Origin of the sequence: uncultured Jannaschia sp. (assembly GCF_947494025.1) — a bacterium.
In the GTDB taxonomy this organism is placed as follows: Bacteria; Pseudomonadota; Alphaproteobacteria; order Rhodobacterales; family Rhodobacteraceae; genus Jannaschia.
This window is the reverse complement of record NZ_CANLTQ010000004.1, coordinates 106,894-119,424: the sequence shown is the minus strand read 5'-3', so window position 1 is coordinate 119,424 and position 12,531 is coordinate 106,894. Positions and strand designations below refer to the sequence as shown.

The window sequence follows — 12,531 nt, the reverse complement described above, 5'->3', positions numbered from 1 at the left end:
GCTTGAACCGCCCCCGGCGCACGGGCATCAAGACACCCAGCAGGAGGAACGTGCATGGCTTTGCCCTATCGGCGACAGGCGGTCTATTGGGGCATTGCCGGTGCCGCGTTCCTGGTCGTGCTGTGGTATCTCGGGCAGGTGCTGCTGCCGTTCCTCGTGGGCGGGGCGATCGCCTACATCCTCGATCCGCTGGCCGACCGGCTGGAACGGCTGGGCCTGCCGCGCGCCGCCGCGACCACGGTGATCACGCTGGTCGGGGTCACGCTTCTCGTTCTTGCGGTGGCGTTCCTGATCCCGCTCCTGATCCAGCAGCTGACCGCGCTCGTGAAGGCGGCGCCCGACTATTTCGCCGCGCTGCGCGACTGGCTGGGCACCCGCTTCCCCGAAACCGTCGGGGAGGACGGGTTCGTACGCCGCGGTCTTTCGGATCTGGGCGAGGCGGTCAGCGCGCGCGGTGGTGAGCTTGCGCAGCGGCTCGTCGCCGGCCTTTTCGGCGTGGTCAACGCGCTCGTCTTCCTCGTCGTCGTCCCGGTCGTCGCGTTCTACCTTCTGCTCGACTGGGACAACATGGTCGCGCGGATCGACGACCTGCTTCCGCGCGAGCATGCCGGACGCGTGCGGGAGATCGCCCGCGACATCGACGCGACGCTGGCGAGCTTCGTGCGCGGGCAACTGACCGTCTGCCTGATCCTGGGGACGTTCTACTCGGTCGCGCTGATGCTCGTCGGCCTGCAATTCGGCCTCGTGGTCGGCGCTGTCTCCGGCCTCATCACCTTCATTCCCTATGTCGGCGCCATCGTTGGGGGCGCGCTCGCCATCGGGCTGGCCTTGTTTCAGTTCTGGGGGGAATGGTGGTGGATCGCCGCAGTGGCCGGCATCTTCATGTTGGGGCAGTTTTTCGAAGGCAACATCCTGACGCCGAACCTCGTCGGCTCCTCGGTCGGGCTCCATCCGGTCTGGCTCCTCTTCGCGCTGGCGGCGTTCGGCGCGATCTACGGCTTCGTCGGCATGCTGGTCGCGGTGCCCGTCGCCGCCGCGCTCGGCGTGCTCGCGCGGCACGCGCTGCGGAACTACAAGGAGAGCGCGCTCTACACCGGCCAGCCCGAGGCGCCGCCGCCGATCCTCGAGGATCTGACCACGCACCGCCGGTCGGACTGAGCGTGCGTCAGCTTTCGATGAACCTGCCCTGGGCGGAGGCGCGGGGACGCGAGGACTTCATGGTCTCCTCCTCCAACGCCAAGGCCATGGCGCTCGTCGGCGGTTGGCCGGACTGGCCACAGGGGCGACTCGCGCTGATCGGGCCGGCGGGCTCCGGCAAGAGTCACCTCGCCGCGATCTGGGCCGAGGAAACGGAGGCCCGCACGATCGCGGCGAACGCGCTGACGCCGGAGGCCGCGCCGGAGCTGGCCGAAGGACCGCTGGTGATCGAGGATGCCGACCGCGGCGTCGACGAGGACGCGCTGTTCCATCTCTGGAACGCCTGCGCGGGCGAACGACGCGGGCTCCTGATGACCGGCCGCGCGCCGCCCGCCGACTGGAAAGTAGCGCTGCCCGATCTGGCGAGCCGGCTGTCCTCGCTCACGCCGGCGCGGATCGGCGACCCGGACGACGCGCTCCTTTCGATCGTGCTCCTGAAGCTGTTCGCCGACCGTCAGCTCGTCGTCAAACCGGCCCTTATCGGCTATCTGATGGGCCGGATGGAGCGAAGCTACGTCGCCGCGCGGGCGATGGTGGACCGGCTCGACGCGGAATCGCTGGCCCGCGGCCGGCCGATCAATCAGGCGTTGGCGCGCGAGATCCTGGAAGGTTGAGCGACGCCCGGCGGAACGCCGTCTGGACACGGCACGAAGCCGACCCTAGCGTGTCACGTCCACGTTACCCCAGACTGTCAGGGCTTTTGACATGCTCGACAAGAACGCCCCCGCCGTCGATTTCCTGAATGCGCCGCTGCCGCCGCCGGTGCCCTTGGACGAGTTGCGCATGTACGGGCCGCAGCGCTTCTTCAACCGCGAGCGCAGCTGGCTGGCCTTCAACTGGCGCGTGCTCGACGAGGCGGAGAACCCGCGCGTCCCGCTTCTGGAGCGGTTGCGTTTCCTGTCGATTTCCGCGGCCAATCTCGACGAATTCTACACCGTGCGCGTGGCCGGCCTGCGGGAACTCGCCCGCGCCGACAATCGCACGCCCGGGGCCGATGGGCGCACGCCCGCCGAGCAGCTGGTGATGATCGACGAGGATGCCGAGCGTCTGCTCGCCAATCAGCAGCGTGTCTGGAAAGACCTCCGCGCGGAGATGGAAAATGTCGGCATCTGCCTCCTGCGGGCGGCCGACCTCGAGGAGGAGGAGCGTCGCGCGATGGCCGAGACGTTCCTGCGGGACGTCTTTCCGGTCATCTCGCCGCTCGCCATCGACCCCGCGCACCCGTTCCCGTTCCTCGCCAATGAGGGGCTGGCGCTCGCCGTGGAGCTCGAGCGGCGCTCCGACAGGCGCCTGCTTCGCGCGCTTCTGCCGATTCCGGCACAGATCGCGCGCTTCATCCGTCTGGCGGACGGGAACGGCCGGGTCCGGTTCCTTCCATTGGAAGAGCTGCTTCTGATGCAGATCGACCAGCTGTTCCCCGGATACGCGCTGAAGGGGCACTGTATCTTCCGCGTCCTGCGCGACAGCGACCTCGAAGTGGAGGAGGAGGCCGAGGATCTCGTCCGCGAATTCGAAACCGCGCTGAAACGCCGGCGTCGCGGCGAGATCGTTCGGATGAAGATCACCCGGGACGCGCCGGGGGGGCTCTACCGCGACATCGTCGACGAGATCGGCGTGGACGAGTCCGAGGTGATCGTCGTGGACGGGCTGATCGGGCTCGCGCAGCTCAAGGAGCTCGTGACCGACGATCGGGTGGACCTGCAATGGCCGAGCTTTACGCCGCGGGTCCCCGAACGGGTACAGGACCACGACGGCGACATGTTCGCGGCGATCCGTCAGAAGGACATGCTGCTGCACCACCCCTACGAGACCTTCGACATGGTCATCCGCTTCCTGCATCAGGCGGCGAACGACCCGAACGTGCTTGCCATAAAGCAAACGCTCTACCGCACCTCGCGCGACAGCCCGATCGTCGCCGCGCTCTGCGAGGCGGCGGAGGCGGGCAAGACCGTCACCGCGCTCGTGGAGCTGAAGGCGCGCTTCGACGAGGCCGCCAATATCCGTCAGTCGCGCCGGCTGGAGCGCGCCGGTGCGCATGTCGTCTACGGCTTCACGCGTCTCAAGACGCATGCCAAGATCAGCACCGTCGTCCGCCGGGAGGGCGACCGGCTGGTGACCTATTCGCATTTCGGGACCGGCAACTACCATCCGATCACCGCGCGCGTCTATACCGATCTGTCGCTTTTCACCTGCGAGGCCTCGCTCGCGCACGACGCGACGAAGGTATTCAACTACATTTCGGGCTACGCGCCGCCCGACGGTCTGAAGACCCTCACCGTGTCGCCCGGCCATTTGAAGAAACATCTGCTGGCTTCGATCGAGGCCGAGGCCGAGCACGCCCGCAACGGTCGTCCCGGCGCGATCTGGGCCAAGATGAACGCGCTCATCGAACCGGACGTGATCGACGCGCTCTACCGGGCAAGTCAGGCCGGCGTACGCATCGATCTCGTGATCCGCGGGATCTGCGGCCTCCGACCCGGCGTGACGGGCCTGAGCGAGACCATCCGGGTCAAGTCGATCGTCGGACGCTTCCTCGAGCATTCGCGCATCGTCTGCTTCGGCAACGGGGCCGGGCTGCCGTCGAAGAAGGCGCGGGTCTATATTTCCTCCGCTGATTGGATGGGCCGGAACCTGAACCGCCGGGTCGAAACTCTGGTGGAATGCATCAACCCGACCGTGAAGGCGCAGATCGTCCGGCAGATCATGGCGGCGAACCTTGCCGACGTCGCGCAGAGCTGGATGCTTGGACCGGAAGGGGAATGGACGCGACCCGATCTGTCCGGCCTGGACAAGCCATTCAACTGCCACCGATTCTTTATGGAGAATCCGTCCCTTTCCGGCCGGGGCTCGGCGGGCGCGAAGGACGTGCCGGAATTGACACATTCCAGCGATTGAAGGTGTTTCCTGCCTGTGATCGGCGGAATGACGTGCATGGCGGGACAGGGACCGGCACAAATTCGCCTGAACTTTTTCCGCCGGGGTTAATTCCCGCCCGATACGCGCGCATTCCAGACAATGCTCACCTGGCAGGCCATAGGGCGTTCAGGATTATGAACGCGGACCTTCAAGACACCATGCACTCGCAAGATGCCCCGCCACCGAAACGGTCTCCGTTCCGGCGGCGGGGGTCGTCCCGGATCGGCGGGTTAGAGGACCAAGCTGCGCATTGACCGCTTTGTGTTGACGGGGCAAACCCGTCGCAAGACAGGGGGTTCTATGACAGCGTCAGCCGACGAGCAGGAAGAGTTCGGCCGCTTCGGTGCGCCGCTTTTCGATGGTCCGGAAGCGCGTGGGCTGCGCCGGGTCGGCGTGATCGACGTTGGATCGAATTCGGTCCGCCTCGTCGTTTTCGACGGGGCCGCGCGGTCGCCGGCCTATTTCTACAACGAGAAGATCCTATGCGGTCTCGGCGCCGGTCTTGCCGAGAGCGGTGTGCTGAACCCGAAGGGGCGAGATCGGGCGATGGCTGCACTGAAGCGCTTTGCGATCCTCGCACGCGGGATGGAGGTCAATTCGCTGACCGCAGTCGCGACGGCCGCGGTCCGGGAGGCGACCGACGGCCCGGCCTTCGAGGCAGAGGTTCGGGAGGCGACGGGTCTGCGCCTCTGGGTCATCGACGGCACGGAGGAGGCGCGGCTGTCGGGGCAGGGCGTGCTGCTCGGCTGGCCGGAGGCGGAAGGCCTCATGTGCGACATCGGCGGGTCGTCGATGGAGCTGTCGGAGCTTTCGGCCGGCGCCGTCGGCGCGACGGTGTCCGGCAAGCTCGGTCCGCTGAAGCTGCAAGGGCTCGACAGCAAGACCGCGCGGCGCGACGAGATCGCGGCCGGTCTGGCCGAGATGAAGACCGTGCTGAGCCGCGAACATTACGACCGGCTCTATCTCGTCGGCGGAAGCTGGCGGGCCATCGCCAGGGTCGACATGGAACGGCGCGGCTACCCGCTCCATGTGCTCCACGAGTACACCATGACGCAAAAGGACCTACGCGCGACGTTCGAGCACATCGCCGCGGCCAATCCCGTTGAGCTTGGCCGCGCCACCAATACAAGTCAGGCACGTATGTCGCTCGTGCCGCTTGCCGCCGAAGTCCTGTCGCGCGTCGTCCGGACGTTCCGACCCAAGGAGATCGCGATCTCGAGCTATGGCATCCGCGAAGGGCTACTCTATGAGCAGATGCCGGAGATCCTGCGCGCCCGCGATCCGCTGATCGAGAGTTGCCGTGCTTCCGAGGCGGCCTCGGCGCGGCTGCCGGGGTTCGGCCGCGTCCTTTACCGCTTCATCGCGCCACTTTTTTCGCGTGCCAACGAAAAGCGGCTGCGCCTGATCCGGGCCTGCTGCCTCCTGCATGACGTGAGCTGGCGCGCGCATCCGGACTACCGCGCCGAAATCTGCTTTGACAACGCGACCCGGGCCAATCTAGGCGGCTTGACGCATTCCGAGCGCGTCTATCTGGGCCTCGCCCTGCTTCACCGCTACCGCAACAAGCGCGAGGGCACGCCCTTCGAGGCCCTCGCGCCCCTTCTGGACGACGACGACACGCGACAGGCGGAGGTCGTTGGCAAGGCCATGCGATTCGGCGCGATGTTTTCCGCCCAGGATCCGTCACTGATGGGAGATCTGAAGTTCTATCCCAAGAAGCGCGAACTCGAGCTTCGACTACCGGCTGACGACGGCGAGGCTCTCTATGGCGAGGTCGCGCAAGCTCGTTTCAAATCGCTTGCCTCCTCTCTCGACGCGGCGCCGAGGGTCCATGTGATAAAGGGCTGAAAGAGATATCTTCGATGACAATACAGCTTCTCGAAACGTCTCGGCCTGGCCGGCGAAGGTCAGGCGTGTCTGACCACTGCCCAGCAGGGCCTCCTGCGGCGATGTCCCGAAAGGGATCGAGGTGCTGTTCGGATCGCCGCGGCGGACCACCGGCGTCGTCACCCGCTGACCGAGGCTCGCGGGGCTCGACCGGCCAGTGCCCTTCGTCGGACGATCCTTCCGGCAGATCGCCTCGCACTCGCCCGCCGGGCAAGGGACGCCCCCGTGCGGCCTGACCTGCCTGGCCGATCCCGGACGGCGGGCGGATCGCATCGGTCACCGCCCCTTTCGGGATCATGCTTCGCACGACCCTGCCGGGCAATGGACGGCGCCTGCGACACCCACGGTTGCCGGGGCGGCAGGCTGGACCGGGGCGCAACGTGCCATCGGGCGTCTTGGCCGAACCACCTGGCGACGGTGGAGCGGCGGCCATCGTCGCGGCCGCGCCTTTCGGGACATTGGTTTCCGCAATACCCTGCCGGCCAAGGGATGACCCGCATGAAGCTGCTCGGCCAAAAGCTCACGACACGAGACTTCGACAGATAAACCGCCGAACTTCAGATCCGCATCGCCATCCTCGAGCACTACATCAACTTCGGCCTCCCCGTCACGCAACCGTCGGCTGACCCCACGGGGCAATGAGGAAGCTCGGCCTTCATGTGCCTCGTGTAACGGAGCCATGCAATGATACGACGTTCCGACGCATGCCGGTCAGCTTCGACGTGCTCGAAGCGCGCCTATGCCGGCGAGGCCAGCGAACAGCAGGATCGCTGAGGCGGGAAGCGGAACGGGGTTCAAGCCCGGCTGCGGCACGGTTTCGCTTCCGACCGGTTTCAGCGCTTGCAAGTCTGCGAAGAGACGATCGGCTACGACACGGTGTGCCGCATCTGACGGATGCTTCGTGAAGTAGTAGAAGTATTCGTCGGGGTTGTCACAGAACGTCTTGTTCTTGGTTTCCGGACGTTGCGTGCAGGAATCCGTGACGTTCGAAAAGCCGTAGGTCGCAGGATCGAGGATGATGTCGTCGTAGTAGCTGCCCCAGTTGTTCAGCGTGATGCTGATATCGCCATAAGTCTCGCTCAGTTCGGTCACGAGCGACCGGTACACCGGATTCAGATTGTCCGCGCTGTCCTTGAATTCGGGAATTGCCGTCGGCAACAGCGCGAGCTGGATATAGCTGGCGCCAAGCGTGACTAGGTCCGAAACCTGCTTGCGAACCGCATCGGCGATGGGACCGGCCGGCGCCTTGTGGTCGTTCAATCCGCCCGCAAGGAAGAATAGGGTCGACGAAGTGTCGAAGGACGCCGCTCCGCTATTTACCAAATCCGTATAGGCGATGACCTGGTTGCTCACGCTCGTGGGGCTGTTGCGGTTCTGTTGAACGACCTTCGCACCGCTTTCCGCGAAGTTGATCGATTGCGTCCCCGGCGACGACGCGCCTGGAAGCACGACGGGATTGCCAAAGGCTTCGGCAAGGTAGCTCGCCGCGGTTCCACCATTCGTATAGGTGACGTTGGCTCCAGTGTCGGAGAAGCTGTCCCCGAAAATCTGGATGGCGTCGAACGTCACCGCCTGGGCGGCGCCACCTATCGAAATCGCGCAGCACGTCATGGATACGCCTGCGAGTCGGGTCCAATTTGCCTGAATCATTAAAATTCCTCTCAAACACACGCATTCGCTGCAACTGCGAACGTTTCAATAAGCCCGGACATAGATCCGATTCCTTGGGATCCGTCAATCACCTCGGAGACTTAACCTATCGTCAACTAACGGTTTTCTGCTCAATTCCTCCGGATTGGCCCGCTTTGGCCAATTGCGGAAACAGTTCGGGCCGAACCGGCCGAGACATAAGCCATTCGCGAACGTCTCACGATCCTGATGCGCCGATGGTCTCGCGTCCGGACGCCGACAGGGGCGCTTGCCCCGAACGTTCCGCATTGGTAGCGGCGTCCCAGACTTGCCGGAGCCTGTTGCATGCGCCTGAGCCGCTATTTCCTCCCCGTCCTCAAGGAGACGCCCGCCGAGGCGCAGATCGTCAGTCATCGCCTGATGCTGCGGGCCGGTATGATCAAGCAGGCCTCCGCCGGCATCTATTCCTGGCTGCCGCTGGGTTACCGCGTCCTGCGGCGGATCGAGCAGATCGTCCACGAGGAGCAGCAGCGGGCGGGGCACATCCCGATGCTGATGCCGACGCTGCAATCGGCGGATCTGTGGCGGGAATCGGGGCGCTACGACGCCTATGGGCCGGAAATGCTGCGCTTTCGGGACCGGCAGGACCGGGAAATGCTTTACGGGCCGACGAACGAGGAGCTGATCACCGACATCGTGCGCGCCAACGTGTCGAGCTACCGAGATCTGCCGCTGACGCTCTACCACGTGCAGTGGAAATTCCGCGACGAGATGCGGCCGCGGTTCGGGGTCATGCGCGGGCGCGAGTTCCTGATGAAGGACGGCTACAACTTCGACCTGACGAAGGACGATGCGCTCCACGCCTATAACCGCCATCTCGTGACCTATCTGCGGACCTATGAGCGGATGGGGCTGCAAGCCATTCCGATGCGTGCCGACAGCGGGCCGATCGGCGGGGATGACACGCATGAATTCCTCGTCCTGGCCGAGACGGGCGAGTCCGAGGTCTTCTACGACAGCGCCGTGACCGACATCCGGTTGGGCGACCGCGACATCGACTACGACGACGTGGATCAGTGCCGCGGCGTGCTGGAGGAGTTCACCTCGCTCTACGCGCGCACCGACGAGACCCACGACGAGGGCGAGTTCGCGGCGATCCCCGAGGATAGACGCCGCTCGGCCCGCGGGATCGAGGTCGGGCAGATCTTCTATTTCGGAACGAAGTATTCGGAGCCTCTCGGCGCGACGGTGCAGGGTCCGGACGGAAAGCAGGCGCCTCTTCACATGGGCTCGCACGGAATCGGGGTGAGCCGCCTCGTCGGCGCCATCATCGAGGCGAGCCATGACGACCGCGGCATCGTCTGGCCCGAGGGCGTGACCCCGTTCCACGCAGGCATCGTCAACCTGCGGCAGGGCGATCCGAGCACCGATTCCGCGTGCGACGGCATCTATCGGCAACTGGAGGCGAGCGGGCTTACCGCGCTCTACGACGACCGGGAGGAGCGGGCCGGGGCGAAGTTCGCGACGATGGACCTGATCGGCCTGCCGTGGCGGATCACCGTCGGGCCGCGCGGGCTCGCGAGCGGGCAGGTGGAGCTGGCCTCCCGGCGTACCGGCGAGAGCGAGAACATGTCGCCAGAATCCGCCATCTTGCGCCTCAAGGAAATCTACGCGGGCGTCTGACGCGCCGCCGTCTTTCCCACATGGCCGCAGGTTCCGCCCCCTTTTCCCGCATGGAATGGATGATCGCCTGGCGCTACCTGCGCGCCCGGCGGTCCGAAGGCGGGATTTCGGTGATGACCTGGATCAGCCTCGCCGGGATCGCGCTCGCGGTCTTCGCGCTCATCGTGACGCTCGCCGTTCGATCGGGCTTTCGCTACGAGTTCGTCGATACGATCGTCGGTGCGAACCCCCATGCCAGCGTCCTGACCTATGGCGAGACCCTTCCGAACGGAGGGCTCACGCGTACGATTGCCGATTACGATGCTCTTTCGGAGCGACTCGCCGCGGTGCCGGAGGTGACGCATGCCGTGCCGGTCGTGACCGGGCAGGTCATGGCTTCGGTGCCGGGCGCGAATACGGGGGCGCAGGTTGTCGGCATCCGCGAAGCGGACCTTCTCGACATTCCCCGGGTCGCGGCGCCGGAAGCCAGTCAGGGCGACATCGGGAGTTTCGGAACCGGGGAAGGCGAGGGGATCGCCATCGGCTGGTACCTCGCCGACAAGCTCGGCGTGACGGCGGGCGACACGATCCGCCTGATTTCGCCCGACGGGGTGAAAGGTCCGTTCGGCACCTCGCCGCGCGTAAAGGCTTATCGCGTAGCCTACGTGTTCCGGGTCGGCCGCTACGACATCGATCTGATCCGCATCTACATGCCGTTCGAGGAGGCGCAGCTTTACTTCAACCGCGAAGGGCTGGCCGACGAGATACAGGTCTCGATCACCGACCCGGAGGCGGTGGACGCGGTCGGCCCCGATCTGGTGCGGGCCGCCGGCGACGGGCATTACCTCTGGACATGGAAGGACAGCGCGGGCGGGTTCCTGCGTGCACTGCAGATGGAGGACAACATCATGTTCGTCATCCTCTCCATTCTTGTCCTGATCGCCACGCTCAACATCACCTCCGGTCTGGTGATGCTGGTCAAGAACAAGGGGCGCGACATCGGCATCTTGCGGACGATGGGTCTGGGCGAGGGGACGATCCTGCGTGTCTTCTTCCTGTGCGGCGCGCTGATCGGGGTGGTGGGCACGATCATCGGGGTCGTCGCCGGATGCGCCTTCGCGATCTGGATCGACCCGATCTTCAACTTTGTCAATTACCTTGCCGGCGGCGGGGTATGGGACCCGTCGGTGCGCTACATCTCCGAGCTTCCGGCGCGGCTGGAGGTCGGCGATGTGCTCTCCGCGGTCGCGCTGTCGCTCACGCTCTCCTTCATCGTCACGATCTTTCCGGCTCGCCGCGCGGCGCGGATGAACCCGGTGGAGGCCCTGCGCTATGAGTAAGGCGCTGGCGCTCAGCGGGATCGAGAAGGGCTACCATCTGGGCCGACCCAACGAGATTCGGGTGCTGAACGGCGTGGACCTATCGCTCGCGCCCGGCGAGGTCTGCGCGCTGGTCGCGCCGTCCGGCGCGGGTAAATCCACGCTTCTGCATATCGCGGGATTGCTCGACACGCCGGATGCCGGGACCGTGCGGATGGATGGCGACGACCTGACGGGGCAGGGCGACCGCGCGCGAACCCGGGCCCGGCGCGAACGCATCGGTTTCATCTACCAGTTCCACCACCTCCTGCCCGAGTTCACGGCGGCCGAGAACATCGTCCTGCCGCAGCTTGCCGCCGGCGCCGCACCCGCGACGGCCCGCGCCCGGGCGCTCGACCTTCTCGCGCGCGTCGGTCTGGGGCACCGCGCGGACCATCGCCCGGCCGAGATGTCGGGCGGGGAGCAGCAGCGGACGGCGTTTTGCCGGGCTCTGGCGAATGCGCCAGGCCTCCTGCTTGCCGACGAACCGACGGGCAACCTCGATCCGGCGACCTCCGATACGGTGTTCGCCGCGCTGATGGGGCTGGTGCGGGACACGGGAATGGCCGCCCTGATCGCGACGCACAATCTCGACCTCGCTGCGCGCATGGACCGGACCCTGCGGTTGGAGAACGGCCGTCTAGCCTAGATGCGCGGCGATCCGGTCGTAGAGTCGTTCGCGGATCCCCGGCCCTTCGGTCAATACTTCGTGACGTGCGCCCTCCACCATTTCGAGTGTTCCGGTCGCCCAGGAGCCCATGCGAACGTGGATCGCGTCGGGCGACACGATGTCCTCATCGGTGCCGAGAAGGGTCAGGCAGGGCACGGCCGGTGCGGGCTCACGCGCCATGCGGTGCATCTCGCGTAGGGCCGCCCAGACCCACCCGAGCGAGGGCCCGCCCAAGGCCAGTTCCGGGTGCTCGGTGATCTGCCGCTTCATCCAGGCGAACATGTCGGGATCGGTGGTGAGGAGGTTGCCCTCGAACGGCGCGGCGGCGGGATCGGCCACCTTGGCGGCGCCCGGCGCCATACGCTCGCCCAGGCCGATCCCCGACGCCGCGGCCGAGGCGATCCAGCCGAGAAGGCGCCGGTGCGGCGCGAGCGGCAGGCCCCACATGGGCGCCGAGAACACCGCACGCGCAAAATCCGGGCGGCGATGAAGCGCCCGCAGACCGATCAATCCCCCCATCGAATGGGCGAGCAGATGCCACGGCCGCGGCATGCCGAGCGCGTCGCAATGCAATAACAAGGCGTCGACGTCGTCCTGGAACTCGCTGAAGTCCCGGACATGACCCAGTCTTGGATCCCGCGAGGAGCGCGGCGACAACCCCTGGCCCCGCCAGTCGATCGCGGCCGTGGCATAGCCGCGCAGCCCGAGCTGCCGGGCGGCGTCGGAATACTTCTCGACGTATTCCGTCCGCCCCTGGAACAGAAGCACCGTTCCGCGTTCGCCTTCGGGCCAGGTGATCGCGCGCAGGCGCACGCCGTCGGCGGCGTCGATCCAGGCCGGCCGCGCGCCCGGGACGTCCACGGCGACATCGGCGTGATAGGGTGCCGTCGGAGGCGTCATCGGCGGCGCGGCCGCCTCAGGACAGCGCCGCCCCGAGCTTCATCGCCTGCCCCATGTCGCCGTCCACCGTCAGCTTGCCGGACATGAAGGCCGCCGTCGGGTTCACGTCGCCGTCCAGGATGCCGCGAAACGTCTCCGCGTCGGCGGTCATCGTGCAATCCGCCGCCTCGTCCCCCGCGCGGACGCCGGCCTCGTCGAGCATGATTGTCCCCTCATCCTCGACCACGAACTTGACGCTGCCGTCGAAGGTGCCAATCTTCGAGGAAAGCTGCGAGACGGCTTCGTTGATGATGTCGCTCATGGAATACCCTT

10 protein-coding genes and 1 pseudogene are annotated in these 12,531 nt (G+C 66.2%); 8 read left to right on the top strand and 3 right to left on the bottom strand.

The annotated features are described in order from the left end of the window. Positions 1–54 precede the first annotated feature (54 nt). From Q1B08_RS08585 to Q1B08_RS08565, 5 genes and pseudogenes are all read left to right on the top strand, one after another. Positions 55–1,158, top strand: a complete 1,104-nt coding sequence (locus Q1B08_RS08585) for an AI-2E family transporter (protein WP_299817154.1) — start codon at positions 55–57, stop codon at positions 1,156–1,158. A 2-nt stretch (positions 1,159–1,160) separates the two neighbouring features. Then, on the top strand, positions 1,161–1,811 hold the full coding sequence (locus Q1B08_RS08580; protein ID WP_366139996.1) for a chromosomal replication initiator DnaA: 651 nt from the start codon (positions 1,161–1,163) through the stop codon (positions 1,809–1,811). Between the two features lie 91 nt (positions 1,812–1,902). Continuing rightward, complete coding sequence (locus tag Q1B08_RS08575) at positions 1,903–4,092, top strand: RNA degradosome polyphosphate kinase (RefSeq protein WP_299817152.1); 2,190 nt, start codon at positions 1,903–1,905, stop codon at positions 4,090–4,092. 321 nt (positions 4,093–4,413) lie between these two features. Further along, the gene (locus Q1B08_RS08570; RefSeq protein WP_299817150.1) at positions 4,414–5,961 is read left to right on the top strand and encodes a Ppx/GppA family phosphatase; all 1,548 of its coding nucleotides are present in this window, start codon (positions 4,414–4,416) and stop codon (positions 5,959–5,961) included. 430 nt (positions 5,962–6,391) lie between these two features. Continuing rightward, a pseudogene (locus Q1B08_RS08565) lies at positions 6,392–6,642 on the top strand (hypothetical protein); the annotation flags it as partial. 69 nt (positions 6,643–6,711) lie between these two features. Here the strand turns inward: Q1B08_RS08565 and Q1B08_RS08560 are convergent. Beyond that, positions 6,712–7,650, bottom strand: coding sequence for an SGNH/GDSL hydrolase family protein (locus tag Q1B08_RS08560; protein WP_299817148.1), 939 nt, complete (start codon positions 7,648–7,650; stop codon positions 6,712–6,714). A 324-nt stretch (positions 7,651–7,974) separates the two neighbouring features. Here Q1B08_RS08560 and proS point away from each other — a divergent pair, with 324 nt between their 5' ends. Genes proS through Q1B08_RS08545 form a run of 3 tightly spaced genes read left to right on the top strand, consistent with a single transcriptional unit; the run spans position 7,975 to position 11,298 of the window. After that, the gene (proS, locus tag Q1B08_RS08555; RefSeq protein ID WP_299817146.1) at positions 7,975–9,312 is read left to right on the top strand and encodes a proline--tRNA ligase; all 1,338 of its coding nucleotides are present in this window, start codon (positions 7,975–7,977) and stop codon (positions 9,310–9,312) included. Positions 9,313–9,332: 20 nt separating this feature from the next. Then, complete coding sequence (locus Q1B08_RS08550) at positions 9,333–10,631, top strand: lipoprotein-releasing ABC transporter permease subunit (RefSeq protein ID WP_299817144.1); 1,299 nt, start codon at positions 9,333–9,335, stop codon at positions 10,629–10,631. Further along, a complete protein-coding gene (locus Q1B08_RS08545; protein WP_299817142.1) occupies positions 10,624–11,298 on the top strand; it encodes an ABC transporter ATP-binding protein in 675 nt (224 codons plus the stop codon). The genes Q1B08_RS08550 and Q1B08_RS08545 overlap by 8 nt, the downstream gene beginning before the upstream one ends. On the opposite strand, the gene Q1B08_RS08540 is transcribed toward Q1B08_RS08545, so the two are convergent. Together Q1B08_RS08540 and Q1B08_RS08535 are read right to left on the bottom strand one after the other, a co-directional pair. Next, positions 11,290–12,219 carry an alpha/beta hydrolase gene (locus Q1B08_RS08540; protein ID WP_299817140.1) on the bottom strand — a complete coding sequence of 310 codons (930 nt, stop codon included), beginning with the start codon at positions 12,217–12,219 and terminating at the stop codon, positions 11,290–11,292. The two genes, Q1B08_RS08545 and Q1B08_RS08540, sit on opposite strands and share 9 nt — an antisense overlap. A 16-nt stretch (positions 12,220–12,235) precedes the next feature. Continuing rightward, complete coding sequence (locus Q1B08_RS08535; protein WP_299817138.1) at positions 12,236–12,520, bottom strand: SCP2 sterol-binding domain-containing protein; 285 nt, start codon at positions 12,518–12,520, stop codon at positions 12,236–12,238. Positions 12,521–12,531: the final 11 nt, after the last annotated feature.

Bases quoted from the DNA above. Each gene is read 5' to 3' on its own strand.
- Q1B08_RS08585 (WP_299817154.1), top strand. From the start codon at position 55: ATGGCTTTGCCCTATCGGCGACAGGCGGTCTATTGGGGCATTGCCGGT.
- Q1B08_RS08575 (WP_299817152.1), top strand. From the start codon at position 1,903: ATGCTCGACAAGAACGCCCCCGCCGTCGATTTCCTGAATGCGCCGCTG.
- Q1B08_RS08570 (WP_299817150.1), top strand. From the start codon at position 4,414: ATGACAGCGTCAGCCGACGAGCAGGAAGAGTTCGGCCGCTTCGGTGCG.
- Q1B08_RS08560 (WP_299817148.1), bottom strand. From the start codon at position 7,650: ATGATTCAGGCAAATTGGACCCGACTCGCAGGCGTATCCATGACGTGC.
- proS (WP_299817146.1), top strand. From the start codon at position 7,975: ATGCGCCTGAGCCGCTATTTCCTCCCCGTCCTCAAGGAGACGCCCGCC.
- Q1B08_RS08550 (WP_299817144.1), top strand. From the start codon at position 9,333: ATGGCCGCAGGTTCCGCCCCCTTTTCCCGCATGGAATGGATGATCGCC.
- Q1B08_RS08545 (WP_299817142.1), top strand. From the start codon at position 10,624: ATGAGTAAGGCGCTGGCGCTCAGCGGGATCGAGAAGGGCTACCATCTG.
- Q1B08_RS08540 (WP_299817140.1), bottom strand. From the start codon at position 12,219: ATGACGCCTCCGACGGCACCCTATCACGCCGATGTCGCCGTGGACGTC.
- Q1B08_RS08535 (WP_299817138.1), bottom strand. From the start codon at position 12,520: ATGAGCGACATCATCAACGAAGCCGTCTCGCAGCTTTCCTCGAAGATT.